Source organism: Labrys sp. ALF-8, from assembly GCF_059699065.1.
The window spans coordinates 156,716-183,055 of record NZ_AP048537.1 but is presented as its reverse complement, the minus strand read 5'-3'; the positions used below and the strand labels follow the sequence as shown (position 1 = coordinate 183,055).

Annotated in this window: 27 protein-coding genes; 19 read left to right on the top strand and 8 right to left on the bottom strand. The window is 65.1% G+C overall.

Annotated elements, in window-relative coordinates:
• Position 1: 1 nt before the first annotated feature.
• Entirely contained in the window at positions 2–466 is a 465-nt protein-coding gene (locus tag AC6H34_RS00920; protein WP_448146590.1) for a molybdenum cofactor biosynthesis protein MoaE, read from the top strand.
• Between the two features lie 334 nt (positions 467–800).
• Positions 801–1,094 carry a hypothetical protein gene (locus tag AC6H34_RS00915; protein WP_448146591.1) on the top strand — a complete coding sequence of 98 codons (294 nt, stop codon included), beginning with the start codon at positions 801–803 and terminating at the stop codon, positions 1,092–1,094.
• A gap of 153 nt (positions 1,095–1,247) precedes the next feature.
• Here the strand turns inward: AC6H34_RS00915 and AC6H34_RS00910 are convergent, their stop codons facing one another.
• Together AC6H34_RS00910 and ilvA are read right to left on the bottom strand one after the other, a co-directional pair.
• The gene (locus AC6H34_RS00910) at positions 1,248–1,427 is read right to left on the bottom strand and encodes a hypothetical protein (RefSeq protein WP_448146592.1); all 180 of its coding nucleotides are present in this window, start codon (positions 1,425–1,427) and stop codon (positions 1,248–1,250) included.
• A gap of 124 nt (positions 1,428–1,551) precedes the next feature.
• Positions 1,552–3,099: a threonine ammonia-lyase, biosynthetic gene (gene ilvA, locus AC6H34_RS00905; RefSeq protein ID WP_497539832.1), complete on the bottom strand. Its 1,548-nt coding sequence runs from the start codon at positions 3,097–3,099 to the stop codon at positions 1,552–1,554.
• Between the two features lie 130 nt (positions 3,100–3,229).
• Between ilvA and AC6H34_RS00900 the strand changes: the two genes are divergently transcribed.
• Positions 3,230–4,735 carry a caspase family protein gene (locus tag AC6H34_RS00900; protein WP_497537612.1) on the top strand — a complete coding sequence of 502 codons (1,506 nt, stop codon included), beginning with the start codon at positions 3,230–3,232 and terminating at the stop codon, positions 4,733–4,735.
• A gap of 89 nt (positions 4,736–4,824) precedes the next feature.
• Here AC6H34_RS00900 and AC6H34_RS00895 read toward each other — a convergent pair whose 3' ends face one another.
• Positions 4,825–6,231 (bottom strand): MATE family efflux transporter, encoded by a 1,407-nt coding sequence (locus AC6H34_RS00895; protein ID WP_497537611.1) that lies wholly within the window; start codon positions 6,229–6,231, stop codon positions 4,825–4,827.
• A gap of 134 nt (positions 6,232–6,365) precedes the next feature.
• Positions 6,366–7,613 carry an MFS transporter gene (locus AC6H34_RS00890; RefSeq protein WP_448151247.1) on the bottom strand — a complete coding sequence of 416 codons (1,248 nt, stop codon included), beginning with the start codon at positions 7,611–7,613 and terminating at the stop codon, positions 6,366–6,368.
• Between the two features lie 332 nt (positions 7,614–7,945).
• Between AC6H34_RS00890 and AC6H34_RS00885 the strand changes: the two genes are divergently transcribed.
• A complete protein-coding gene (locus AC6H34_RS00885) occupies positions 7,946–8,344 on the top strand; it encodes a hypothetical protein (protein ID WP_448146595.1) in 399 nt (132 codons plus the stop codon).
• A gap of 233 nt (positions 8,345–8,577) precedes the next feature.
• Here AC6H34_RS00885 and AC6H34_RS00880 read toward each other — a convergent pair whose 3' ends face one another.
• Together AC6H34_RS00880 and AC6H34_RS00875 are read right to left on the bottom strand one after the other, a co-directional pair.
• Positions 8,578–8,748 carry a hypothetical protein gene (locus tag AC6H34_RS00880; RefSeq protein WP_448146596.1) on the bottom strand — a complete coding sequence of 57 codons (171 nt, stop codon included), beginning with the start codon at positions 8,746–8,748 and terminating at the stop codon, positions 8,578–8,580.
• 153 nt (positions 8,749–8,901) lie between these two features.
• Complete coding sequence (locus AC6H34_RS00875) at positions 8,902–10,026, bottom strand: mandelate racemase/muconate lactonizing enzyme family protein (protein WP_497537610.1); 1,125 nt, start codon at positions 10,024–10,026, stop codon at positions 8,902–8,904.
• A gap of 157 nt (positions 10,027–10,183) precedes the next feature.
• Between AC6H34_RS00875 and AC6H34_RS00870 the strand changes: the two genes are divergently transcribed.
• The 13 genes from AC6H34_RS00870 to AC6H34_RS00810 all read left to right on the top strand — a co-directional run bounded on the left by AC6H34_RS00870 (position 10,184) and on the right by AC6H34_RS00810 (position 22,509).
• Entirely contained in the window at positions 10,184–11,374 is a 1,191-nt protein-coding gene (locus tag AC6H34_RS00870; protein WP_497537609.1) for a sugar ABC transporter substrate-binding protein, read from the top strand.
• 109 nt (positions 11,375–11,483) lie between these two features.
• Complete coding sequence (locus tag AC6H34_RS00865) at positions 11,484–13,010, top strand: sugar ABC transporter ATP-binding protein (RefSeq protein WP_497537608.1); 1,527 nt, start codon at positions 11,484–11,486, stop codon at positions 13,008–13,010.
• 8 nt (positions 13,011–13,018) lie between these two features.
• Complete coding sequence (locus AC6H34_RS00860; protein ID WP_497537607.1) at positions 13,019–13,987, top strand: ABC transporter permease; 969 nt, start codon at positions 13,019–13,021, stop codon at positions 13,985–13,987.
• 3 nt (positions 13,988–13,990) lie between these two features.
• The gene (locus AC6H34_RS00855; RefSeq protein WP_448146601.1) at positions 13,991–14,707 is read left to right on the top strand and encodes a FadR/GntR family transcriptional regulator; all 717 of its coding nucleotides are present in this window, start codon (positions 13,991–13,993) and stop codon (positions 14,705–14,707) included.
• Positions 14,704–15,750: a Gfo/Idh/MocA family protein gene (locus AC6H34_RS00850; RefSeq protein ID WP_497537606.1), complete on the top strand. Its 1,047-nt coding sequence runs from the start codon at positions 14,704–14,706 to the stop codon at positions 15,748–15,750. The genes AC6H34_RS00855 and AC6H34_RS00850 overlap by 4 nt, the downstream gene beginning before the upstream one ends.
• Positions 15,750–16,568: a sugar phosphate isomerase/epimerase family protein gene (locus AC6H34_RS00845; RefSeq protein ID WP_448146603.1), complete on the top strand. Its 819-nt coding sequence runs from the start codon at positions 15,750–15,752 to the stop codon at positions 16,566–16,568. Before AC6H34_RS00850 ends, AC6H34_RS00845 begins: the two co-directional genes overlap by 1 nt.
• Positions 16,556–17,359: an SDR family NAD(P)-dependent oxidoreductase gene (locus AC6H34_RS00840; protein WP_497537605.1), complete on the top strand. Its 804-nt coding sequence runs from the start codon at positions 16,556–16,558 to the stop codon at positions 17,357–17,359. Before AC6H34_RS00845 ends, AC6H34_RS00840 begins: the two co-directional genes overlap by 13 nt.
• Positions 17,356–18,153 (top strand): acetoacetate decarboxylase family protein, encoded by a 798-nt coding sequence (locus tag AC6H34_RS00835; RefSeq protein ID WP_497537604.1) that lies wholly within the window; start codon positions 17,356–17,358, stop codon positions 18,151–18,153. The genes AC6H34_RS00840 and AC6H34_RS00835 overlap by 4 nt, the downstream gene beginning before the upstream one ends.
• A gap of 78 nt (positions 18,154–18,231) precedes the next feature.
• Positions 18,232–18,546 (top strand): L-rhamnose mutarotase, encoded by a 315-nt coding sequence (locus tag AC6H34_RS00830; protein ID WP_497537603.1) that lies wholly within the window; start codon positions 18,232–18,234, stop codon positions 18,544–18,546.
• A gap of 4 nt (positions 18,547–18,550) precedes the next feature.
• On the top strand, positions 18,551–19,321 hold the full coding sequence (locus tag AC6H34_RS00825; protein ID WP_497537602.1) for an SDR family NAD(P)-dependent oxidoreductase: 771 nt from the start codon (positions 18,551–18,553) through the stop codon (positions 19,319–19,321).
• A 110-nt stretch (positions 19,322–19,431) separates the two neighbouring features.
• On the top strand, positions 19,432–20,397 hold the full coding sequence (locus AC6H34_RS00820; protein WP_497537601.1) for a C-terminal binding protein: 966 nt from the start codon (positions 19,432–19,434) through the stop codon (positions 20,395–20,397).
• A 165-nt stretch (positions 20,398–20,562) separates the two neighbouring features.
• Positions 20,563–21,594: a ribonuclease T2 family protein gene (locus AC6H34_RS00815; protein ID WP_497537600.1), complete on the top strand. Its 1,032-nt coding sequence runs from the start codon at positions 20,563–20,565 to the stop codon at positions 21,592–21,594.
• A 234-nt stretch (positions 21,595–21,828) separates the two neighbouring features.
• The gene (locus AC6H34_RS00810) at positions 21,829–22,509 is read left to right on the top strand and encodes a DUF2161 domain-containing phosphodiesterase (protein WP_497539831.1); all 681 of its coding nucleotides are present in this window, start codon (positions 21,829–21,831) and stop codon (positions 22,507–22,509) included.
• Here AC6H34_RS00810 and AC6H34_RS00805 read toward each other — a convergent pair.
• The gene (locus tag AC6H34_RS00805; RefSeq protein WP_497537599.1) at positions 22,493–23,653 is read right to left on the bottom strand and encodes a diphosphate--fructose-6-phosphate 1-phosphotransferase; all 1,161 of its coding nucleotides are present in this window, start codon (positions 23,651–23,653) and stop codon (positions 22,493–22,495) included. The genes AC6H34_RS00810 and AC6H34_RS00805 overlap by 17 nt on opposite strands.
• A gap of 321 nt (positions 23,654–23,974) precedes the next feature.
• Between AC6H34_RS00805 and AC6H34_RS00800 the strand changes: the two genes are divergently transcribed.
• Complete coding sequence (locus AC6H34_RS00800; protein ID WP_448146611.1) at positions 23,975–24,388, top strand: VOC family protein; 414 nt, start codon at positions 23,975–23,977, stop codon at positions 24,386–24,388.
• Positions 24,389–24,463: 75 nt separating this feature from the next.
• Entirely contained in the window at positions 24,464–25,078 is a 615-nt protein-coding gene (locus AC6H34_RS00795) for a pyridoxamine 5'-phosphate oxidase family protein (protein ID WP_497537598.1), read from the top strand.
• Between the two features lie 282 nt (positions 25,079–25,360).
• On the opposite strand, the gene AC6H34_RS00790 is transcribed toward AC6H34_RS00795, so the two are convergent.
• On the bottom strand, positions 25,361–26,314 hold the full coding sequence (locus AC6H34_RS00790) for a hypothetical protein (RefSeq protein WP_448146613.1): 954 nt from the start codon (positions 26,312–26,314) through the stop codon (positions 25,361–25,363).
• Between the last annotated feature and the right edge of the window lie 26 nt (positions 26,315–26,340).

The window sequence follows — 26,340 nt, the reverse complement described above, 5'->3', positions numbered from 1 at the left end:
GATGACCGTAAGGCTCCAAAGTGCTGACTTCGACGTGGCTGCAGAGGTCACGGCGATCACGCAGGGTCGCACCGATATCGGCGCCGTGGTCAATTTCATCGGCATCTGCCGTGCAGGACCGCAGGATGACCGTATCACGGCTATGACGCTCGACCATTATCCCGAAATGGCGCAGGCCGAGCTCGAACGCATCGAGGCCGAGGCACGGGAGCGCTGGCCCCTCGACGCCGTCACCATCGTCCACCGGTTCGGCCGCCTCGTCCCCGGCGACAACATCGTCCTGGTCGTCACGGCGTCGAAGCATCGCCAGGCCGCTTTCGACTCCGCCTCTTTCCTGATGGATTATCTCAAGACCCGGGCTCCCTTCTGGAAGAAGGAGGAGCGGGCGAGCGGCAGTGACTGGGTTGCTGCCAGGGATGAGGACGACGTTGCGGCATCCCGTTGGGACGAGGGAAACTCTCCCTGAGGCAAGAGCCTTGGGGCTGATCCTGCTCCCGCTTGCACTTATCCATCCAGGGCGCTTCGCCGAGCTGTCCGCGCCGTTCAACCGCATGGATTCGTGCACTCGACAGCCGTCGAGCGGATCGATGCTACCCGGATACCAGCCGGCCTGTCCTAGGGGTAGGCGACCACAAGACTTGGAAAACTACCGCGTAATCCACCGGAAAATGCAAAGCATGGCAGCAATCGGGCATTTTGCCGACGGTACTGTGATTGAAACGCCATGAGAATCTGCGCATGTTTGTCGCAGGCGGACGAAATTTCGGGCAACCCACCGCCGGAGGAAGCGGAAGTCGACAATGGACCTCTCACAGATTCTCATCAACCTGGTAGGCGGCGCCCTCGGCGGAGCGGGATCCGGCAAGGCACTGCCTCAGTTCGACATGGGCACCATCCTCAACCTGATCGTCGGCGCAGTCGGCGGCGGTGTGCTGGGCCAGCTCATCACAGCATTGGCGCCGTCGGTTCTCGCCGCCGCGCAGCAGGGCAATCTCAGCATCGGCGGCATCATCAGCAATGTCATCGCGGGCGGTGCCGGCGGAGCCATCCTGCAGGTCATCATCGGCCTGATCAAGAACTCGGTCGCCAAGTAAAGGCATCCGGTAAAGGCACCGAGGCCGGCAAGATTCGAGGGCGCCATCGCCAGCAGGCGGCGGCGCTCTTTTTCTTCGTAACGCAGCCTTCGGCCGAAGCAAGCGCGTAACCTTGTGACCCGCCATGGACGACAGGCACGGTCGTCGCAGGTTTCAGCGCGCGAGGGCGGACGCTATATGCGTGGTATCGGCGCTCACGGCGCTGCCAAGCAACCAGACGCCGACGATCAGCGCCAGGCCTGCGAACAGGCCGACCACGACGTCGATCGTCACGCCGCTAATATCGCTTTCTTCAAATCCGTTCTTTGCGGCAAACAAGCCAGCCAAACGCATCGTACCAACTCCAACAGATGCCCGAAGGTAACGGGGGCTGGTTAAGGCTCCGTCACCACTTAAGATGAATTATTTCGTAGTTTCAGTGAGAAAGCCGTGACAGGGCGCACAGGGCGCGCTTCGTTCAACCTCCGAGGAAGAGGCGATAGGCGTCGTTCGACGTCTCGTCCTCATAGGGATAGCCGAGGGTGGCGAGGCGTGCCTCGAAGCGGCCGCGATCCGTTTCCGGCACCTGCACCCCCACCAGAACCCGGCCATAGTCGGCGCCGTGGTTGCGGTAGTGGAACAGGGTGATGTTCCAGCTCAGCCCCACCTCGTCGAGGAATTTGAGGAGCGCACCCGGACGCTCCGGAAACTCGAAGCGGAAGACGACCTCGTCCGTGAGGCCGGGAACGCGCCCGCCGACCATGTAGCGCACGTGCAGCTTGGCGGTCTCGTCCGCGCTGATGTCGATCACGCCGTAGCCGAGTCGCTCCAACTGGCCGATGATCTCGTCTTTCTCCCGCTTGGCGTCGGCGAGCTTGAGGCCGACGAACACATGCGCCTTGCTGCCGCCCGCATAGCGGTAGTTGAACTCGGTCACCACGCGGCTGCCGAGCACCTGGATGAAGCGGCGATAGGAGCCGGGCTCCTCGGGAATGGTGACCGCAAGCAGGATCTCGCGCGCCTCGCCCACTTCAGCCCTCTCCGCCACATGGCGCAGGCGATCGAAATTCATGTTGGCGCCGCTGTTGACGGCGACGAGCGCGCCGGTGCGCCGGGGCCTTGCCTGGGCATAGGCCTTGAGGCCGGCCAGCGACAGCGCGCCGGCGGGCTCGGCCAGCACGCGTACATCCTCGAAGATGTCCTTGATCGCCGCGCACATGGCGTCGGTGTCGGCGGTGAGCACGTCGTCGAGAAGTTCCCGGCACAGGCGGAAGGTTTCCTCGCCCGCCTGGCGCACCGCGACACCGTCGGCAAACAGGCCGACGCGATCGAGCACCACGCGCTCGCCGCTGGCGATCGCCGCCTTCATCGAGGCAGCATCGACAGGCTCGACGCCGATCACCTTGATCTCGGGCCGGAGGAACTTGACGTAGGAGGCGACGCCGGCAGCCAGCCCCCCGCCGCCTATCGGCAGGAAGATCGCCTCGATCGGATCGGGGTGCTGGTGCAGGATCTCGACGCCGATGGTGCCCTGGCCGGCAATCACGTCGCCGTCGTCATAGGGGTGCACGAAGGTTAGGCCCTGTTCGCGCTCCAGTTCGCGAGCGTGGGCATAGGCTTCGTCGAAGGCGTCGCCATGCAGCACCACGGTGCCGCCCCAATAGCGCACCGCCTCGATCTTGATGCTGGGCGTGGTGACCGGCATCACGATGGTGGCGCGGATGCCGAGCCGGCTGGCGGAGAGCGCGACGCCCTGGGCGTGGTTACCGGCCGAGGCACAGATCACCCCTGCGGCCCTAGCCTCCGGCGAGAGGCGCGAAATGCGGTTGTAGGCCCCTCTGATCTTGAAGGAAAAAACAGGCTGCAGATCCTCGCGCTTGAGCAGCACAGGGCCCTTCAGGCGCTGGCCGAGCCGCACCATCGGATCCAGCGGGGTCTGCTGGGCAACGTCATAGACCCGGGCATCCAGAATTCTGCGGACGTAGTCGGCCACGATACACCTGTCTGTCGATGCGCTGGTATGTATGCCATGACATGTTCACGCGAAAGGCGGTATTCTTAGGCCCCAGCCCGGCGGTTTTTGCATGGCGAGTCACGTTTGATTTGCGTGGGCTGGAAGAGATAGTCTGCCCTGTCGACAATTACCGAGTTGTTTCATGCCTTTCGCTATCCGTTTGTTTTTCCTCGCCGTCTTGACGCTCGCTGGCTTCTCGCCGGCCTGGGCCGCGTCGCGAGCGGCGCTTGTGATCGGGAACGGTGCGTATCGGTCTGTGACGCCGCTGGTGAACCCGCCGAACGATGCGAACGACATGGCGCTGGCGCTGGGGCGGATCGGCTATGCGGTGACGTTGGTGAAGGACGGCGACCTGCAGGCGATGAATGACGGGCTTCGGGCGTTTTTGCGGGATGCGGACCATGCGGACAGCGTGGTGGTGTTCTATTCGGGGCACGGCGTGCAGGTGAAGGGTCGGAACTATCTGATCCCGGTGTCGGCGAAGATCTCGGACGAGCTGGACCTGGACACGCAGGCGCTTTCGCTGGACAAGCTTCTGGAGCTTGTGGACGGGGCGTCGCCGAAGGTGAAGGTGGTGATCCTGGATTCGTGCCGGGACAATCCGTTGACGCGCACGCTGGTGCGGGGTGCGGGGACACGGGGTCTGGCGCGCATCGACCTTGACGCGTCCTCGGCCAAGGGGACGCTGATTGCGTTTTCGACGGCGCCCGGATCGGTGGCGCAGGACGGGACGGGGCGCAATTCGCCGTTCACGACGGCGCTTCTGGCGCATATGGAGACGCCGGGGCTGGACATCCGCCAGATGTTCGGACAGGTGCGGGCGGACGTGGACCAGGAGACGCAGGGCGCGCAGACGCCGTGGGTGAACGAGGCGATCATCGGCTCCTTCGCCATGACCGGCACGGTGAGCGCTCCCCAGCCGGTGAAGACCATCGCCGTGGAACCCCAGCCGCAACCCCAGCCTCAGTTCCAGCCCCAAGCGCAGCCCCTGTTCCAGGCGCCTGTGGATCAGACGCAGCCGGCCACCTCGCAGTCCGGACAATCCGGGTTCCAGCAGCAGGCCTCGCTCAGCCAGGGAAGCGCCGATGGGGCTCAGACCCGCCAGATATCACCGACCTTTCCGTGCGATCGGCGGCTCAATCCCACCGAAGGCGCCATCTGCAACGACGCGGCTCTCGCAACGCTCGATCAGAGCATGGTGGCGGCCTACAACGTGGCCTACGGCGCCCTGCCGAGGGATCTGCAGGCCAAGCTGAAGACCAACCAGACGGCGTGGCGCGCGCAGCGCGACAATTGCGGCGACGATGCCGTCTGCATCGGCGACAGCTACCGGCAAAGGCTGGCCTTTCTGCAGAACGTCACCGCCCAGATCTCGGGATCGGCACTGGTGCAGCCGAGCTTTCCCTGCAATGGCCGGCTCAATCCTTCCGAGCGGGCCATCTGCCAGAACGCCGGCCTCGCTCGCCTGGACCAGGCCCTCAACGCCGCCTTCAAGACGAAGTTCCGCTTGCTGCCGACCTATCTTCAATCGCAGCTCAGCGACAACCAGGCCGCCTGGCGCGCTGCGCGCGACCGTTGCGGCACCGAAGTCTCCTGCCTGCAGACCGCCTACCTGGAACGGCTGACCTACCTGCAGTCGGGCCAATAGCTCCAGGGACCGCAGCCCTCCAGCCGGCGCCTTGAACCGCTAAGGCCGCAGAAGGGGGAGAGAGGCGAGCCGGAAGCCGCCATCCCCAGTCAGTGCGCCAGCTTCAGTCGGTCGCGCATCATCCAGCGCCCCGTCATCAGCACGGCCACGGCCGAGAGGCCGCTGACCAGGCCCAGCCAGATACCGACCCCGCCCAGGCCGATGGGGAAGGCGAGGACGATACCGAGCGGCAGGCCTGCCACCCAATAGCCGAAGGCGGCGATCAGCATTGGCGCCTTGGTGTCGTGCAGGCCGCGCAGCATGCCCGAGGCGACGACCTGTGCGCCGTCGGCGATCTGGAACAGGCCGGCGAAGACCAGGAACAGGGCGGCGCGCGCCACCACCTCGGCATTGGCGGGATCGGCCAGATCGATGAAGTTGCCGATCAGCAGACGCGGAGCGGTAAGCATCAGCACGGCCGTGGCGCACATGAAGCCCACGCCGAGCACATAGGGGGTCCAGCCCGAGAGCGAGATCGCGTGCCTGTTCCTGGCGCCGAAGGCAACACCCACGCGCACCGTCGCTGCCTGGCCGAGGCCAAGCGGCACCATGAAGCTGATCGAGGCGATCTGGATGGCGATGCCATGGGCGGCAAGATCCGTCTCGCTGAGATGACCCATCAGAAAGGCGGCCGCGTTGAACACCGTCACCTCGAAGGCAAGGGTGATGGCGATGGGCACGCCAAGCCTGAGGATCTGCCAGAACCGCTCGAGATCCGGCTGCCCGAAGCGATGGAACAGGCGATGACGTCGGAACGGCCCGCCGAAAGCCAGGAAGGCGGCCAGGATCAGGAACAGGACCCAGGTCGCGACGGCCGTGGCGATGCCCGAGCCCAGAGGCCCGAGTGCGGGCAGGCCGAGATGACCGAAGGTGAGCGCCCAGGCAAGGACGCCATTGATGACGATGCCTGCCAGCGCCGACCACAACGCCGCGCGCGGATGGCCCATCGCCGCCGCCGCCGAACGAAGGGCGATATAGCCGATGAAGGGCGGCAGAGACCAGGCGAGCCCCTTGAGATAGTGCGCGGCGGCGGCGGCGATGGCCGCCTCCTGGCCGAGCATGCGCATGATCGCCTCGGCATTGAGCAGGCAGACGAGGCCCGGGATGCAGACGAGGAGCGCGACCCACAGGCCCTGCTGCACCGTACGGCGGATGTTGTCGCTCACACGGTCGTTGGCGCCGAGCGCACGGGCCACCATCGGCGCCACGGCCGTCACCACGCCGAGGCCGATAATGGCGAAGAAGAAGAAGAGGTTGTTGGCGAGCGTCACGGCGGCAAGCGCCTGCGAGCCCAGTTCTCCCACCAGGATGAGATTGGTGGTGGTGAGCGCGAGCTCCACCAGATTGGTCAGGATCAACGGCCAGGCCAGGAGGAAGGTTGCAATCGCTTCCTTGCTCCAGCTCTGGTTGCCGTCGAGGCCGGCCTGAGGCCCCGAGAGCGGGGACACGCTACCCATTGGTCGTTTCCATTCCATCTTCAGAATTGGAGCGGGGGCCCCTGGCAGTCCTGCCAGCGCGGCCCCCGCTCGTCCGTAGGCCGGTCCATCGGCCGGCAATTCCCCGAAACGCCGGTCGCCAGACCGGCGGTCGGTCAGTCGAAGGTTTCCACCACTTTCTCCACCACCACGGGCTTGGGACGCTCGATATTCGGCAGGAAGATCGTCAGCAATCCGATCATCGGCAGGAAGGAGCAGACCTTGTAGACGAACTCGATGCTGGTGTGATCGGCCAGGAAGCCGAGCGCCGCCGCGCCGAGCCCGCCCATGCCGAAGGCGAAGCCGAAGAACAGGCCGGCGACCATGCCCGTCTTACCCGGCACGAGTTCCTGCGCGAACACGATGATGGCGGAGAAGGCCGACGAGAGGATGAAGCCGATCACCACGGCGAGGACCGTCGTCCAGGTCAGGTTTGCGTAGGGCAGCGCCAGCGTGAAGGGCAGCACGCCCAGGATCGACACCCAGATCACGTATTTGCGGCCGATGCGGTCACCCACCGGACCGCCGATCAGCGTGCCGGCTGCCACCGCGAACAGGAAGATGAACAGGTGGAACTGGGCATCCTGTGCCGATACGCCGAACTTCGAGATCAGGTAGAAGGTCAGGTAGCTCGACATCGAAGCCATGTAGAAGAACTTCGAGAAGATCAGCAGGAGCAGGATGGCGATCGAGGCGATCACGCGGCCGCGCGACAGCGGCGCCACGCTCGCATGGGCTTTCGGCTTCATGCCGGCGGTGTTGCGGCGATAGGCCGAGTACCAGTTGCCCACATTCCACAGGATGATCATGCCGACGAGGGCGATCACCGAGAAGGTCGCCACGGAATGCTGGCCGAAAGGCAGGACGATGAAGGCAGCGAGAAGCGGGCCGATCGACGTGCCGAGATTGCCGCCGACCTGGAACACCGACTGGGCGAGACCCGGCTTGCCCCCGGAAGCCATGCGCGCCACGCGCGAGGATTCGGGGTGGAAGATGGACGAGCCGACGCCCACGAGCATCGCCGCGATCAGCACCGTCTCGAAATTCGGCGCATAGGCCAGCAGCACCAGCCCGCACAGGCTGACGCCCATGCCGGCCGTCAGCGAATAGGGCTGAGGCCGATGATCCGTATACAGGCCGACGAAGGGCTGCAGAAGCGAGGCGGTGAGCTGAAAGGCGAGTGTGATCAGCCCGATCTGGCCGTAGCTCAGAGCGAAATTGTCGCGCAGCATCGGATAGATCGAGGGGATCAGCGATTGCAGCGTATCGTTGAGGCAATGCGAGACGCTGATCGCCAGAAGTATCGAATAAGCCGTCCGTTCGGCGCTGAAACCCGGTGCGGCCGAGGGGGCGGCGGAAGTCAATGTCGCTGCTTTGGCATCCATGCGTCGTCACTAGTCCCGCGACGCCGAAGAGGCGGCCATCGCAAGCTATCCCTTTGCTGCGGCACGAAAAATCGGCGTCCCAGCAATTGCCGGGGCCGATTGTGCCCAAATCCGCCAGGCTGGTGCGGGGAAATGAATAAAGAAAAGCGCGGGAGCCGCCCGCCTCATCGTTCTAGCCGATTGGCGCTGGCGAGGGAATATTTGGTCGGTCGGTCAAATATGAAAACTGGTTATGGGACTCATCACAACTATGCGATGGAAGACATGACGAAGGGCGGTGGGCTATACCCCGTCGGTCGAAGAGAACTGCCATGAAACGTCTTGCTGCTGCATTCCTGACCGGTTCACTCGTCCTTCTCGAAGTTCATTCAGCCAAGGCAGGGCCGCGCGAAGACTTCCTCGCCCATCTCAAGGATGCGATCCGTCGGGACGACATGGGCTGGATCGGCTCCCATCTCAGCTTTCCCGTCACCATCCGTGGCAAGCGACGGCTGGTGCTGCGCAGCCGCGCCTCCTTCACCGCCTTCGATCCGGCGCTCATCGGCCCGAAGCTGCGCGCGGACATCCTGGCGGAGAAGCCGGAGGATCTCTTCCTGAACTGGCAGGGCATGATGATCGGCTCTGGGCAGCACAATGTCTGGGTGTGCGATGTCTCGCCCGATCCGGCGAAGCCGGATTATCGCATCTTCGCGATGATCGGAGCCAATTGAAGGGGGCGCCTCCAGCTCATTGGCGCCGGGCTGGATCGCCTGGACCGGCCCCTGACGGCGAAGGTCGAGGTCGTTGCTATCCTTCGGCCGACACGATCAGGCGGACATCCCGTTTCCGGGGTGGACGACCGGTGCGCTCAGGGGGCAAAAAAAGAGCTCCATCACGGTGACCATGATCGCGCTCCGGGCTTTTCTGTGCGGGGCCGCCATTGCCGGCGGCGCGCTCCGCGAAATCAGATGGCTTCGTTCTCGGCCGCGGCGACGCGGTCGAGATGGCCGCGATAGATGCCGAGGTCGAGCATCTCGCGGTAGCCGAGCTGCCTGCGCACATTGGCGATGCGGCGGCGGTTGCGGAAGGCAACAACCCGGGCGGTGATGGCATTGATGAGGGACACGGTGGTCACTGTCGTCGTTCCAAAAAAGAGACTTCGTTTCTTGGCGCGGTGTATACGCGAATTGGGACAAAATTTGTGCAAAATCGCACGGCGCTGCCTGTATATCGGGCATGTGATTTATGCATGGTTTAGAAAGGCTTACGCACCCTTCCGTTTGGGAATTCAAAGCCTTGTCAAATACTTGTCCACCACGCTCATGCGCGGCTCCGCGCCGTGGCCCGGCCGGAGCGGCGCGCAGAGCAGCCCGTTGTCGTGCCAGATGGGTTCCTCGACCAATTCGAACTGCATGGGACCGGGCACCGGCTTGAGCTCGAAAAGCACCGCCGACCGGGTCGCCAGGGACAGGTGCAGGCTGGCGCCGGTGAGCACGGCGGTCGACCATGCGTGGGCGTTGACGATGCGGCCGGCATCCTCGATCGCCCCCGCTGCCTGGCGGAAACCGGTGATCCCCTCCACCCTGGCCGGATCGATGCCGAAGATGTCTACCGCCTCCGTATCGAGCCAGCGCCTGTAGCCGGACGGCTGCCATTCCCGTTCGCCTGCGGCGATTGGAACGCTCACCGCCGCCTTGAGGGCAACGTGATCCGATATGCGGCTGGGATGGAATGGTTCCTCGATCCACGCGATATCATGCTCGGCCATGCGGTTGACGGTTCGCACGGCGGTCGGCAGGTCCCACACCGTGCCATTGCCGGCGTCGACCATGATGCCTCCGGCCTTGCCGATTTCCCTGCGCAACGCGGCGACGAGCGCGACGTCATAGTCCGGATCCCTTCCGGCCTTGGAAAGGCCGCGCTTGCCGAGCCCCAGCTTGGTGGAGCGGAAGCCGTTGGCGAAATGGGCTGATATTTCGCGCACGGATTCCTCGATCGTCGCCTGGTTGACGTGCAGGCTGGCGCAGGCAGGCAGGGTTTCGTGCTGGGCACCGAGCAGGGTGACGAGGGGAACGCCCCGGTCCTTGGCGGCAATGTCCCACAACGCCATGTCGACCGCCGAGAGTGCGAAGGCCGCGATACCGCCCTCACCATACCACCAGCTGTGCTTCTTCATGGCTTCCCAGCAACCCGGGATATCCGTGGCTTCCCGGCCGTTGAGCAGAGGCAGGAAGCCCTCCTCGATGATGGCGACGGTGGCCTTGCACGCCTCCGGCCACATGGCGATTGCCTCGCCCCAGCCTCGCATGCCGGCGTCCGTATCCACCGCCAGCAGCACCGTCATGCGCAGATTGTTGAAATCGTTGGGTTCCGGCCATCCGAGCACATAGGGCGTCATTCCGGTGATGCGCACGTTTCACTCCCTGGCTCTTCTTATCCGCCACCCGGACTCTCGCCGTGGTCATACGGGATGACATTCGATCTTGGCAGTCCTGGCAAGCCGTGTTATCGCTGAAGAAATATAATTGGTCAGGCCAAAAGACAAGACTGACAGCCCTTGGGAGGGAGCAATGAAGCGCATGAACAGGCGTGGTGTGCTTATCGGTGCGTTGCTGTTGTCGTCGGCATTGCTGGCGCCGGCGGCCTCCGCTGAGGATTTCCATGGTTTCGACCCCGAAAAGGCGGACGGATCCGTTCCGAGCGCCCAGCAGCTCGCCGACATGGTCAAGGATGCGGCGTCAGTCTCAAAGCCCCGCAACGGCACCTCCTTCGTGATCGGCTTTGCCAATCTCCAGCGCGACATCGCCTTCTGCGTGAAGGTCGAACAGGGGCTGGTGGCCAACGCCAAGGCGGCCGGCATCGACTTGCAGGTCGCGGACAATCGCCTCGATGGGGCTACCGCGCTGGCCAATGCGCAGAGCTTCATCCAGCGCAACGTCGACTACGTCGTCGAGTTCCAGACCGACGCCAATTTCGGCGCCACGATCATGCAGCAGATGAACGACGCCAACACCAAGGTGACGGCGATCGACATTCCGATGCCCGGTGCTACCTTCTTCGGTGCCAACAACCCGCGCTCGGGCTTCATGGGCGGCTCCTATCTGGGCCAGGCGGCCATCGCCAAGTTCGGCCTCGACAAGGTGAAGCAGGGCTATCTCGTGATCGGCGAACTGCCGCAGTCGGGGGCGATCCCCGCCATGCGCACGGGCGGGCAGGTGGCCGGCTTCCTGGCGGCCGTCGACGGTTTCCCGCAAGGCCAGATCATCAAGATCGACTCCAAGAATACCCGCGAGGAGAGCTTTGCGCAGATGAACAACGTGCTCGGCCGCATACCGGCGGGCGTGCCCATCCTCATCACCGCCATCAACGACCAGGCCGCCACCGGCATGCTGCAGGCTGTCAAGCAGGCCGGCCGCGATGCCGATGCGCTGGTCGTCGGCATGGGTGCGGACGAGACGCAGACGCTCGTGGACGAACCCGACTTCATCGCCTCGGTCGGCTATTTCCCCGAGCGCTACGGCAACTACATCATTCCGCTCGCCCTGATGCAACTCGCGGGCAAGAAGACGCCGGACACGGTGCTGGTCAATCATGTGATGGTGACCAAGGCCAATGTCTGCAAGTTCTACACCGACCAGAAATGCACCTCCGGCGAGACGTTCGACTACAAGTTCCCGGCCGACAAGTTCACGCAGCACCTGGCTTCGCTGCGCCAGTCGCCTGACCTGAAGGGCTTCGAGAACCTAATTCCGAGCGATTGAGGAGCGTATCGGTCGCCGTCCGATAGAAGGGGACAGGCCGGAGGTGCCGAGTTCCAAGGCAGATCTTCCGGCCTGACTCCGACGAGCGGCAAACCGAGAGGGCACCATCATGCCGAGCGGCACTCCGCGATTGCAGATGCAGGACATCGGGAAGTCGTTCGGCGGCGTCCCCGTGCTGTCCCAGGCCGACCTCACGGTCGAGCCGGGCGAGGTGGTGGCGCTCCTGGGTTCGAACGGGGCAGGCAAGTCGACGCTGATGAAGATACTCACCGGTGTCTACTCCCGGGACCGTGGCTCGATCCTCGTCGACGGGCGGGAAGTGATGTTCACCGCACCGAGCCAGGCCGTGGCGGCGGGCATCCGCCTGCTGCCGCAGGAAATCTCGATCATGCCCGACATGACCGTGGCCGAGAACATCTTCCTCGGCGAACTGCCGATGAAACGCAGCTTCGGATTTTCGGTGGTCGATGATGCGGTCATGCGCCGGCGCTCGCGCGAACTCCTCGACCAGCTCGGCTTCGGCTCGATCGACGTGGACAGTCCGGTCAAGCGATTGCCGGTGGCCGAGCAGCGCATCGTCGAGATTGCCCGCGCCCTGGCCGGGGAGGCCTCCGTGCTGATCATGGACGAGCCGACCGCCGCCCTCACCGAGCAGGAGGCGCAGATGATCTTTCGCATCATCCGCCGGCTCAAGCGGCAACAGGTCTCGGTAATCTACATTTCTCACCATCTTTCGGAAGTCTTTGAAATTTCTGATTCAATCGCGGTTTTGCGGGACGGGCGCAACGCCGGTTCGTTCGTTACCGCCCATACCAGTCGCGACGAGGTGCTCACCGCGATGCTCGGCAATGCGGTCGGCGATCTCTATGTCACCAAGGCCGGAGACAGCTTCGGGCCGGATGTGCTTGAGGTCAAAGGCCTTTCCGTGCCCGGCGAGCTCTCGGAGATCTCCTTCTCGATCCGGGCCGGCGAGATTCTCGGGGTGTTCGGCCTGGTGGGCTCGGGCGTCGAGGTATTGGGCCGTGCCCTGTTCGGCGTGCTCGGCCCGCTGCAGCAAGGCAGTGCGACGCTCGCCGGCAAGCCTTTCAACCCACGCACGCCGATGGAGGCCAAGCAGGCGGGCGCTGGCTTCGTGGCGGCCGAGCGCAAGAAGGAAGGCATCATCGCGGACCTCACCGTGCGGGAGAACATCGTCCTGCCCTTCCAGGAGCGTTTCGTGCGGTGGGGCAATGTCTCGCGCGCGGCCGAGGAAAAGCAGGCCAAGCACTGGATACAGGGGTTGGGCATCCGCACGCGCGGGCCGGAGCAGAAGATCCGTACGCTGTCCGGCGGCAACCAGCAGAAGGTGTGCATCGCCCGCTGGCTGGTGGACGGTATCCAGCTCCTCATCCTCGAGGAACCGACGCGCGGGGTCGATGTCGGTGCGCGCAGGGAGATCTATGCCAAGCTGCGCGACCTCGCCGACCGGGGCTTCGCCGTGTTCGTGCTGTCCTCGGATGTCGAGGAAGTGGCCGGCGTTTCCGATCGCTCCCTCGTGCTCGACCGCGGCCGCATCGCCGGCAGCTTCGGCCGGGGTGCCAGGCCGGCCGAGCTGATGGCAGCCACCAGTTCCGATCCAGCCTTCCACGACGCGTGAGAGATCCCATGGCCCAGCAATCCGGTACGATGTCTTCGATGCTCGCCAAGCCCTGGGCCGGCGTGGCCGTGCTGCTCGCGCTCTATCTCCTGATCATCGCGGCCTTCTCGCTGCTCTCGCCCTTCTTCCTCGACTGGCGCAACATGCTCACCATCGGGGCGACCGTCGCCTATATGGGGCTGATGGCGGCGCTCGGCACGCCGCTGATCATCGCCGGCGGTCTCGACCTCTCCGTGGCTGCGGTCGCGGGCCTCACGGGCGTGGTGATCGCACTGCTCTACAGCGCCGGGCTGAACATCTGGCTTGCGGCGGCCTGCGCACTTCTGGTGGCGGCCGCCATCGGTTGCTTCAACGGGCTCCTGACCACGCGTCTGCGCATGAATCCCTTCATCGTGACGCTTGGGGTGATGTCGATCGTATCAGGCTCGGCCCTCGTGCTGACCGGCGGCCTCACCAAGCCGCTGATGATCGGCAGCTTCAACTGGATCGGCAGTGGCCGGCTCTTCACCATTCCCGTGCCCCTGATCCTGATGGTCATCACCTTCCTCATCCTGTGGCTGGTGCTGACGCGTACCCGTTTCGGGCGCTACGTCTATGCCACCGGCGGCAATCCGGAGGCCTCGCGGCTGATCGGCGTGCCGGTGGTGAGGACCCTGATGACCCTCTACGTGCTTTCGGCCCTGTCGGGAGGCTGTGCCGGGATCATTCTGGCAGCCCAGCTCGGTGCGGCCGGCCCTGCTGCGGCAGCTCAGAATTTGCTTACCGTAATTGCCGCCATCATCCTCGGCGGCACCTCGCTGATGGGCGGACGGGGCAGCGTCTGGGGCACGCTGCTCGCCGTCCTCATCCTCGGCACGCTCAACAACGGCCTCACACTGCTCGGCATATCGAGTTTCTGGCAGGACATCACGCGCGGGGTGGTCCTGCTGCTCGCCGTCGGCCTCGACCAGTTCAGAACCCATGCGCTGGGGGATTAGCACATGGCGGAACCCGAGGAATTCCTGCCGATCGAACGCAGTTCCATCGCCGAACAGGTGGCCAAGAAGCTGCTCGACCTGATCCGGACCCGCAACCTCAAGCCGGGCGACATGCTGCCGACCGAGCGTGAACTCGCCGCGATGATGCAGGTGAGCCGTCCCAGCGTGCGCGAGGCGATCCGCGGCCTGCAGATCCTCGGCGTGATCAGGGTCAGGCAGGGCTATGGCATCTATGTCTCGCCGCTCGATGCCTCTGACCTGCTTGGGCCGCTGCAATTCCTGCTCACCCTCAACGCCGAGAACATCGACGCGCTCTACGAGATCCGCCAGCTCGTCGATACCGGCATCGCCCGCCTTGCCGCCGAGCGTATTTCGGCTCCCGATCTGCTCCGGCTGAAGCAGCAGGTGACGATCCAGCGCGACCTTCTCTACGACCCGCTGAGCTTCCGCGCTTCCGACCTGACGTTCCATACGATCATCATGGAGGCTACGGGCAATCCCTTCATGGTGCGCACCGCGAGCTCCCTCTATCTGCTGGGCGCGGAATATCGCCGCGTCGCCTCCGAGACGCCGGGCGTGCTCCGGCAATCCCTCGCCGACCATGAGGTGATCGTGGCTGCGCTCGAAAAACGGGATGGGGAAGCGGCCTCCAGGGCGGTGGCCAGTCATCTCGACAACGTCCATCGCTCCACCGTCGACGCCATGGAGAAGGATCAATGACGAGGAAAGCGCGCATCGGCGTGATCGGGGCCGGCTGGTGGGCGGCCGTGAATCACATTCCGGTGCTGAAGGCCAATCCCGATTGCGAGATCGTGGCGGTCAATCGCTTCGGCACCGAGGAACTGAAGGAACTGCAACAGGCCTTCGACATCCCCCTCGGCTTCGAGGACTGGCGGCGGATGCTGGACGAAGTGCCGATGGATGGCGTGGTCATCGCTTCGCCCCACACTTTCCATCACGAACATGCCGCGGCAGCCTTGGCGCGAGGCTGCCACGTCGTGGTGGAAAAGCCGCTGACGACGAGTGCCGGGGATGCACGCGACCTGGTGCGCCGGGCCATCGACGCGCGACGCGAGATCATCGTTCCAACGGGCTGGAACTTCAAGGACTGGGCAGAGAAAGCCCGTGAACTGGTGCAGGACGGCGAGATCGGCGAGGTCCAGCACGCGGTCCTGCAGATGGCCTCCGCGCTGGAGGACCTGTTTGCAGGCCGGCCCATGCAGGAGACCGAGGGCCACATGTTCCGCCCGCCGGCTTCCACCTGGGCCGATCCGAAAAGGGCCGGCGGTTACGGTTGGGGCCAGCTCGTGCATGCGCTGGGCCTGTTCTTCCGCATCACCGAACTCGAAGCCTCGGAAGTCTTTGCCGCGACGGGGAAGTCTTCGGCCGGGGTCGACTACTACGACTCCGCCGTGCTGCGTTTCGTCAACGGGGCAACCGCGGCGATCTCCGGCGCGGCGACCGTGCCTAAGCACCGCGGCTTCCAGATCGACCTGCGCCTCTTCGGTTCGGAAGGCATGCTCCTGCTCGACATCGAGCGAGAGCGCCTGGAAGTGCGGCGCCGCGATGGGCGGGACACGGTGGTGCCGATGGCGCCGGGCGAGGGGGGCTACAGCTGCGAGGCGCCGCTTGCAACCCTTGTCGATCTCTGCCTTGGGCGCCCCGTGGCGAACCGCTCGCCGGGGCATACCGGCATGCGCGCGGTGGAGGTGCTCGACGCTCTCTATCGCTCGGCGGCCTCGGGCCGCATGGAGGCTGTTTGATGACGATGGAACTTTCCCTGGCTTCCTGGTCGCTACGGGCCTGCAGCCTCGACGAGGCGGCCGCCATCTCCAAGGCACTCGGCATCGGTGCGCTCGACATCGGCTACTTCTACGGGCCGGCCCTGGACAAGGCCGAGCTTCTCGCCAATCCCGCCAGGACGGCGGAGCGCCTGCGCGGCCTCGGCATCGACCTGCCGAACTTCTATCATCTGTTCGGTTCCACCCTATCGGACCGCAACCTCGCCAATCCGGCCAACCGCCAGGCAAACGAGGCGGATCTCAGGATCGTCGCCGGCTTCTGCAAGGATGCGGGCATCCCGACCATCTTCGTGCTGCCGGGCGTGTGCAATCCAGGACAGGGGCGGGCCGAGGCTTTGAGGGAATCGGCCGAGAGCCTGCGCCGCCTGCTGCCGCTTGCCTTGGAGCAGGGCGTGCAGCTCACCATCGAGCCGCATGTGCATTCCTATCTCGAAAGCCCGCAGCTGGTGCTCGATCTCATGGGGGCGGTGCCGGGCCTCAAGCTCACGCTCGACTATGCCCATTTCGTCTGCATGGGCTGGCGGCAGGACGAAATCGACGTGCTTGCCCCGCACGCCGCCCATGTGCATCTGCGGCAGGCCAAGCCCGGCGCGCTGCAGACCAAGGTGCATCAGGGCACCATAAATTTCGAGGCGCAGCTCGCCACCTTGCGGGACGCGGGCTATGGCGGACGACTGTCGCTCGAATATGTCCACCAGGACTACATGGACACGCTTCATGACGACGTGCTCACCGAAACGATCGTGCTGCGCGACCAGGTAAGGGCATGGCTGTCATGAGCGGAGAAATCGCAATCGTCGTGGGCGGCCTCGGCGGCATCGGTGCCGCCATCGTGCGCAAGCTTGGCGAGGATGGTTTCCATGTCGTTTGCGCCGACCGGGAAGCTGCACCGGCCAGGGCAGGCGAGAGGGCTTCGGAAGGCGTCGAGATCGACATCACCGACCCCGCATCGGTGGAGGCCGCTTTCGCGGCCGTCGAAAGCCGGCATGGCCGCCTCGACGTGCTGGTCAACGCCGCCGGCATCCATATCCAGAAGCTGCTCGTCGACACAGATCCGGAGGAGTGGGACCGCATACAGCGCGTCAATGCCCGCGGACCGTTCCTGACCTGCCGTGCCGGCGCCCGGCCGATGATGCGGGCAGGACGTGGGCGCATCGTCAATCTCACCACGCGGCTCGGTTCCGGCAATCCCTATTCCTCGGCCTATATCGCCTCGAAGAACGCCCTCTGGGGCCTCACGCAATGCCTTGCCGTCGAACTCGCGGGCTACGGCGTCACCGTCAACGCCGTGGCGCCGGGGCATGTGGGACCTGGTACCGGCATGGAGAAGCAGTTCCGCGAGAAGGCGGCGATGCTCGGCATGAGCTGGGAGGCATTCGAGGCCCAGGTGATCAAGACGATTCCCGTCGGACGCTGGTGCCGGCCGGAGGACGTGGCGGCGGCCGTCTCCTGGGTGGTTTCGCCCGCTGCCTCCTTCGTGACGGGCGAGATGATCAACGTCACCGGCGGCTTCGTCGGTTATGGCATGGCGCCGCCGGTGGAGGAGCGCTTCACGGGAGGGCCGGCATGAGCGGCAAGGATCTGCGCCGGGGCGGACTCGACCGTCTCACCATCGAGGACATCGTCTCGCCCGGTTTCTCGACGCCCTGGGACGCGCCGATGGTGCCTCCCTTTCCGTTCACCTTCCGCAATGTCGAGGTGCTGACGCTTGCCTGGCGCACGACGGAGGCCGCCGTGGCGCGCCTGTTGCCTCCGCCCCTGGCGCCGACATCGGACGTGGTGCTGGCCCATATCTATCGCATGAACGATGTGGAATGGCTGGGTGCCTATGGGGAGAGCAATGTCTCCATAGGCTGCCGCCTTCCGGGCACGGACATCGCCGGCTCCTACTCGCCCTATCTCTTTCTGTCCTCCGATGTAGGCGTGGTGCATGGCCGCGAGGTGCATGGCCAACCGAAGAAGCTCGGCAATCCCAGGCTGGAGGTGCGGAGTGATCTCATCGTCGGCGTGGTGGAGCGAAACGGCATCGACATCCTCACCGGCACGCTGCCGACCAAGCAGCAGCCCGACAGCGTGGAGAGCCTCAACCGGCATTTCGACTTCGCCGAGAACATCAACCTCAAGGCGGTCGATCATATCGACGGCCGCCCGGCCATCCGCCAGCTTACGGCGCGCAGGCTGTCGGGCGTCACCGTGCACGAATGCTGGGGCGGGCCGAACACGGTGGAACTGCGCCCGAATGCGCAGGCGCCGATCCATCGCCTGCCCGTGGTCGACATGCTCGACGGCCTGCACTGGCGCGCTGACTTCACCCTCGTGCCGGGGCGGATCGTGCATGACTATCTGGAGGGGCGGGTAGAATGAGACGCCTGCGGCTCCGGGAGTGCCGGTTCATGCTGCCCCTTTTCATGCCAAACCCACATCCCTAGGGAGCGACGCCCGATGAGCCATCACGCCTGGGTCCTCGAAGTCCGTCCGGGCTATGAGGACGACTACAAGAAGCGCCATGACGAGATCTGGCCGGAGATGCTGGAGGCGCTGCGCAAGGCCGGTGTGCGCAATTACAACATCTTCCGCCACGGCCTGACGCTGTTCGGCTATTTCGAGACGGACGACCTGCAGAGCACCATCGACGCCCTCAGGGAGGATCCGGTGAATGCGCGCTGGGGAAGCCATATGGCGTCGATCATGAAGATCGAGATCGACGAGCAGCGCGGCTTCCCTTTCCTGCTTCCCCTGCAATGGCACATGGATTGAGACGATGGCGTGGGATCTCGCGGCAGAAACCGTCATCGTCACCGGAGCCGGCAGGGGTATCGGCGCCGCCGCCGCGCGCCTCCTCGCGGCATGCGGTGCGCAGGTCGTTATATCCGCTCGTAGACTTGAGGATGCCGAAGCCGTTGCAAGCTCCATCCCGAGTGCCCAGGTTCTTGCCGTAGGCTGCGACGTCTCGCGCAGCGAGGATGTCGCCCGCCTCGTGCTGGAGACCGGCCACCGCTTCGGCCCCGCGACGGCGCTCGTCAACAACGCCGGCGTCGTCGCGCCGATCGGGCGTCTCGACACGCTTGATCCAGAGGCCTTCGCCGCCTCGATCCGCACGACCCTGGTGGGGGCCGCCTTCGCGGCGCGGGCCGTGCTGCCGGCGATGGTGGAGGCAGGCCGGGGGCGCATCGTCAACCTGTCCTCGGGCGCCGCCCATCGCCCGCTGGAGGGCTGGAGCGCCTACTGTGCTGCCAAGGCCGGGCTCGCCATGCTGACGCGCTCCATAGCGCTCGAATACGGCGACCTCGGCATCAAGGCCTTCGGCTTCGCACCTGGCGTGGTGGATACGGGCATGCAGGCGGAGATCCGGGCCTCCGGCCTCAATCCGGTCAGTCGCCTGCCGCGTGCCTCGCTGGCGCCCGTCGAGGAGCCTGCCGAGGCGATCGCCTTCCTCTGCTCGGCGGCGAGCGACGACTATGCCGGGCAGGAAATCGACATCCGGACGGACGGCTTCAGGACGGCGGCAGGGCTTCCGGCCCTGCCGGCATGACCGCGCAGGCCGCCTCCCGAGGACGCAACGTCTCAAGAATGTCGACCTCGCCACATCGGTATGCCGGTGTGGCCGTGGAATCGAAGCTCCAAACCGGACGGAGGATCGCCATGTCCGAGAACGACCGTCTCGTCGTCGTTACCGACTATACCTTTCCGTCCCTGCAGCACGAGGAGGCCGCGTCCGGAGCTGCCCGCTTTGCCGCCCATCAGTGCCGAGATGCGGAAGCCGTAGCCAGGGCGGTCAGGGATGCCGACGTTGCCCTGGTCCAGTTCGCACCGATGACGAGGGTGGCGCTGGAGGGTCTGGCACCCGGTGCCCGCGTCATCCGCTACGGCGTCGGCTATGACAATATCGATGTGAAGGCGGCGCTCGAACTCGGCATCGAGGTCGCCTATGTTCCCGACTATTGCACCGACGAGGTGGCCGACCACACGGCCACGTTGCTCTTGGCGGGCCTGCGCAAGCTTGCCGCCCTCGATGCCAGCGTCCGGGCAGGCGAATGGGCAGCCGTGGCGGTGTGCAAGCCGATGCGGCCTTTCCGGGACTCCACGGTGGGCTTCCTGGGGCTCGGCCGTATCGGTCGGGCGGTCATGGAGCGATTGCGGCCCTTCGGCTTCGCCTTCATCGTCTTCGATCCGGCGTTGTCCGAGGCGGATGCCGCGACTCTGGGTGCTCGGAAGGCCGCGACGACTGATGGGCTGTTTGCCTATGTCGATGCTCTGGCGCTGCACGCTCCTTCGAGCCCGGTGACCCGCGGCATCGTCAACGCGTCCACGCTCGCGCGCATGAAGCCCCACGCGATGATCGTCAATACGGCCCGTGGCGATCTCATCGATGCCGCTGCTCTCGCGGAGGCTCTGCGCAGCGGACGTCTCGGTGGCGCTGCACTCGATGTCTTCGACAGGGAGCCCCTGCCGGAGGATCACGTGCTCCGGCGTGCACCGCGGCTGCAGCTTTCGCCCCACGCCGCCTGGTATTCCGATGCCTCGATCGATCGTCTTCAGGCGCTCGCCGCCGAGGAAATCCGCCGCGCCCTCGCCGGAGAACCGATGCGCTGCCCGGTGCCCGCCTGAGCCCGACAGGCCCCGGCAATCCCTGGAGGGCAGACCCCGGGCACCAACGCTTCTTTCACGATCATGTCCTACCCATACGGTAGGTTTGTGTTCAGCTCCATGCTTTATTCCTTGACGCATGGACGGGATGGACGTGGATTTCCGCGACCGCGACGGGAGGATCGAATGAACAGGAAATGGCTGGCGGCCTTCGCCTTGTCGACTTTGATGCCCCTGGCCGCTCATGCCGATGAGCCCATGAGCGGCATGTTCACTGCCCATCAGGCTTGCCCCGCCGTTCTGTCGATCCGCAAGCAGACCAATCCAGGCGAGGTGAAGCTCACGCCGGAGCAGAGCTACAGGCTGCTGTCGGCCAACAAGCCCGATCCGACCTACTATCGCGTCGAGGTCGATGCCGCCCAGCCTGCCGAGCGTTGGGTGCCGGTTGGCTGCGGCGAGGTGAAGGGGGAGGGCGGCGGTGTGGTTGCGCCCGCGCCGTCCCAGCCTTCGCAATCCGCGCCGGGCAAGCAGGGAGGCAACACGCCGGCCGGCGGCGGCCGGGGGGCGTCCTACGTCTTCGCCATCAGCTGGCAGGCGGCTTTCTGCGAGGGCTTGCCAGGCAAGACCGAATGCAAGACGCAGACGCCCGACCGCTATGACGCCACCCATTTCACCTTGCACGGCCTCTGGCCGCAGCCGCGCGGCAATGCCTATTGCGGCGTGCCGCAACAGGATGTCGAGGCCGACAAGGCCCATCGCTGGGAAGACCTGCCCGAGCCGGAACTCGCGCCCGCTACCCGCACCGCCCTCGAACAGGCCATGCCGGGGACGGCCTCCTTCCTGGAACGTCATGAGTGGACCGAGCACGGCACCTGCTTCTTCGAGAAGTCGGCCGATGCCTATTTCCGGCGGGAAGTGGCGCTTATCGGCCAGATCAACAATTCTCCGGTGCAGAAGCTCTTCGCAGACAATATCGGCAAGGAGATCGAGACCAGCGACATCCGCCAGGCCTTCGACCAGGGCTTCGGCGATGGCGCGGGGGATCGCGTGCGCGTCGCCTGTAAGCGCGACGGCAACCGGCGCATCATCGTCGAGCTGACCATCGGCCTGCGCGGCGACGTGACCGATGACGCCCCTCTCGCCGGCCTGATCGCCGGAGCCTCGCCGACGGATCCGGGTTGCAAGTCCGGGATCGTGGATCCGGTGGGGCTGCAGTAGGGAAGCGGGTTCGCGGTGCTTGACCGAGAAAATCGCGGCAAGTTTGCTTCCGTCATTGCCGGGCTGGTTCCCGGCGAGGCGGCGCCTTGATCCCCGGGGCAAGACCGGGCATGACAAAAAGGGGGCGCCTGCCCATCTGCCGCCGCTGATGAGGCAGGCTCTTCGGACTTGCGTGGCCGTGAGACTGAATGAAACGACACAAGGCAGGTCTGAAGTCCCGCCGATCGGAGCCACATCCTGGAAACTTCGCTATATCTCCCGATCAAAAACTTTCTGGAAGCTCTTGATTTCACAGTGAAAGGTGAAATCGGGGGCTGCGATGTCCTGGCACTCGGCGACGGGGAGCCGCCGGTGCTCGTCGTCTGCGAGCTCAAGCAGAGCTTCAACCTCGAACTCGTGCTGCAGGGCGTAGACCGGGCTGCCGCCTGCGACGAGGTCTGGCTTGCCGCGCGGGTCTCGGTGCGCGGCAAGGGGAGGGAAAGCGACAAGCGCTTCCGCAACCTTTGCCGTCGCCTCGGCTTCGGCCTGCTCGGCGTCTCGGACCAGGGCGAGGTCTCGATCATCGTTACACCCGAGGCACCGTTTCCGCGCCGCGAACCCAGGCGGCGCTCGCGCCTGCTGTCGGAACATCGCAAGCGCCAGGGCGATCCCGTGACAGGCGGTTCCACGCGCGTGCCTCAGATGACCGCCTACCGGCAGCAGGCGCTCGCCTGTGCCGCCGCCATGGCCGAAGGCCCGTTGCGCCGGCGCGATGTCGTCAGGCTGGTGCCGGATGCTCCGAAGATCCTGCAGAGCAACGTCTATGGCTGGTTCGAGCGCGTGGAGAAGGGCATCTACGGCCTGACGCCCAAGGGGCGCGAAGCCCTCGATCGCTGGCCGCAGCCTGCCCCGCTTCCGCTCACACGAACGGCGTGAAGATATCCGCACGCCGGGGCAGGAGGCGTTTGAAATAGCGGCGGCCTTCCTCGGAGATGGCACTCGCGCCGTCGAAGAAGCCGTCCGGCATATGACGGGTGCGTCCGGCGACCCGGTCGAGCGCCACGATGCGGGGCGCCGTATGGTGACCATCGTAATGCAGCACCACCGAGCCGCTTCCGGCCGTGAAGGCGCTCTGCGCGGCGAAGGCGCCGGCTTCGAACGCCTCCTTGGCGTCCGTCTCGTCGATCACGCCGAGATAGCCGCGCGGCAGATAGCCGAAGGTATCCACGCGGGCTCGGGCCTTGGGGAAGCGCTCCTTGAGCGCCCGCTGGATCTCGATGCCGAGATCGCCTCCCGAAAGCTGGAGGTTGCCGTGGGCATCGCGCTCCACCGAGCCCGCCGCCAGCGCCTCGGCCAGCGGGCGGCCGGCCTCGTCCTGCACGCCTTCCGACATCGAAACCACGCAGCGCCCGATGCGCGTGTACACGGCATCGACATCGTCCAGGAACTGCGCCACGGAGAAGGGCTTCTCGGGCGAATAGATCAGATGCGGCGCATCGTCCCGCGATTGCTGCCAGCCGGCGGCGGCAGCGCTGAGGAAGCCGGCGTGGCGGCCCATGACGATTCCGACGTAGATCCCCGGCATGGCGCGGAAATCGAGGTCGACGCTCACGAAGGCATTGGCGACGAAGGTGGCCGCCGAGATGAAGCCGGGGACGTGGTCGTTTTCCATCAGGTCGTTGTCGATGGTCTTGGGCGCATGCACGAAGCTGCAGGAACCGGTCGACTGCCTGCGCAGGATCTCCAGCGTGCCCGCCGTGTCGTTGCCGCCGATATAGACGAAGGCCCGCGCCTCGGCCTTCTGCAGGGCGGCCAGGATGCTCTCGCAATAGTTGGCGTCCGGCTTGTCGCGCGTCGAGCCGAGCCCCGAATTGGGCGTGTGGGCAAGACGCTGCAGATCCGACTCCGACAATTGCGCAAGGTCGACGAGATCGCCCCGGGTCAGGCCCCTCACGCCATGGCGCGCACCGAGGATGCGCAGGGAAGGATCGTGCCGGCGGGCAGCCACGATGGCCCCGCACAGCGTCTGGTTGATGACGGCGGTCGGGCCGCCTCCCTGCGCGATCACGATGGACGACATGAAACCTCCCTTTGTCGTGGCGCCTTCAGGCCAGGCATATGCGGGCTTGCCTCAAGGATGCGATGAGACGCGGCCTGGGAGCACGATGCGCTTCCATGGAATCGAATTGCGCTCCAGGCCGGGCCTCTTGTGGACGCCGGCCATACAAGCGGAGTTCGCGCCGCCTTACAACCTGCGCATCATGCCCGGTTCGTGTCGGCAGACGGGAGGATATCGCAGGGGGCTTGACGCCGTCCGCCGCCAGGCCTGCAGTGATCCAAGGCCCGCCGGGAGGAACCGCACTTCCGCCCCTGCGTTGGTCTCCACGACAGCGAGGAAGCCATGCCGCGTCTCAATCGCATCATCGAGACATCCATCTATGTCGAGGATCTCGACCGCGCCGCGCGTTTCTATGAGGTGGTGCTGGGGCTGGAGGCGCTGCTGAAGCTTGAGCGCCTCTATGTCTACGACGTCGGCGGCTCCAATGTCCTCCTGGTCTTCAAGCGCGGCGCATCGGGGGAAGACATGGTCATGCCCAATGGCCTGATCCCGGGCCATGACGCCACGGGCCGCATTCATGTCTGCTTCGCCATCTCGGCGGACGAACTTGCCGCTTGGGAAGAGCGGCTCGCCCGGCACGAGGTCGCGATCGAGGGCCGCGTCGACTGGCCGGCCGGCGGGAGGAGCATCTATTTCCGAGATTCCGACGGCCATATGCTCGAGTTGGCCACGCCTGGAATGTGGTCGATCTATTGAGAGGGCGAAACTCCCTGCGTCCCATTGTCCGCAATAGCAGTCGGCACTAGGTTCCTGCCTAGAACGGAGACCGCCATGTCGCTCATTACCTCGATCGCCGAGCTCGAAGCTCTCTATGCCGATCCGGTGTCGCCCGCCGCCAACATCAAGGTTCTGGATCACATCTCCGATCATTATCGCGCCTTCATCGAGGCCTCGCCATTCCTGTTGCTGGCGACCGTCGGCCCCGCAGGGGTCGACTGCTCGCCGCGCGGCGATCCTCCCGGCTTCGTGCGCGTGGCAGACGCCAGGACGCTGCTGATCCCCGACCGGCGCGGCAACAACCGGCTGGATTCCCTGCGCAACATCGTGACGGACCCTCGCGTCCACCTGCTCTTCCTCATTCCCGGCATAGGCGAGACGATGCGCGTCATCGGCCGGGCCGTCATCTCGACGGACCCGGAGCTTTGCGCCAGCTTCACCATGGAGGGCAAGGCGCCGCGCAGCATCCTCATCGTCACGGTGAAGGAGGTCTATCCCCAATGCCAGAAGGCGCTGGTGCGCTCGAAGCTCTGGGATCCCGCCACCCAGATCCCGCGCTCGGCGCTGCCTTCCATGGGCGAGATGCTGGGCGCCATCACCAAGGGAACCTTCGATGGCCTCGCCTATGACATGGCCTATCCGGAGCGATTGAAGCAGACGATCTATTGAGCGCGTTTCTTGAGCAAAAAATGCGGCCAAGCCGAACCGCGCGTCCAGCCAGACATCCGGAAATCACCGGTATTTTGCGATTCATGACGATTCCGTCCGAAGGGCAAATGCGCTGGCAGGGCCTTCAATGCCAGGCGATAGCCCAGGCCACTCCGGCGCGAAGATTCGACTGTGAAATACCCTAGAGCAAAGCGCGTCTAGGTAGAAACGCCGCTTTTCTCTAACTCTTTGTTTTTCGACGCGTCTTTGCGTTTTGCCGATTCCGTCGAAACACAAAACGCTCTAGAACGCGAGCGCCAGGTCCTGGATTCCGGGCTTCACGTCCAGGGTGACAGAGGTTTCCAACGCCCTGGCGTCCTTGCTCGCCCTGGCCGCAACGGCGTGGATGCCTGCCGTCAACGGCCCAACAGTCGTCTTGCGGCCCGGCCCGCGTGCGGCCTCGGCGCCGTCGACAAGGATGACCGCCTCGCCATCGAAGTCGCCCGAAATCTCGATATTGAGATATCCGGGCCTGCGGGCATCCTCGGCGGCTTTCGCAGCAGCCGTCGCATCGGCCGCCGCTTTCTGGGCGGAGGCGAGCAACTGCTCCATCTGGGTGCTGACCGCCTGGCTGCCGTTCTTCGCCGCTTCGCCGAGCTCCGAGAGCGAGGCGAGAAAGGCGGTGCGCCAATCCGTCAGCTCATCGGTCGCGAGCTTGTCCAGGTCATTGTTGAAGCCTTGGGCCAGGGCGACGATATGCTCGCGCGCAACCTTGCGCCCATCCTCGCTGTCACCGCCATTGCGCAGCGCCGTCAGTTCCTTGAGCAATTCGAACTGGAACCTGCTCCACAGGTCGCGGATGCCGAGCACGACGGTGATGTGCCTGAAATAGGCATTGGTCTGGTCCGTGCCGCGTTCGTAGAAGGTGACGGCCCCCATCACCGCATAGATGAGCAGCACGAGGAAGAGCAGACCCTTGTCGTAATCCCTCAGGCTGCCCCCGAATGCCTCGGGGACAAAGCGCAGGCAGGTCGCGATGGCGGTCAGGAGAAAGGCCGCGGCGCCGGCGAAAGCCAGGAACTTGCGCGAACCGTTGACCCAGTTCGTGCTCTTCTCCCGAAGTCCCTTGTAGTAATCCGCCCGTTCGGAGCCAAGTGCTTCGAGCTTTTGGTAGATGAAGGCCAGGAAGGAGGGAAAGTCCAGGTTTTCATAGTCCTTCGGATCGAGCGAGATCGATGAGAACGTGTTGCCCGGCATGAGTTCCTCCCCCGCGACCGGACCCA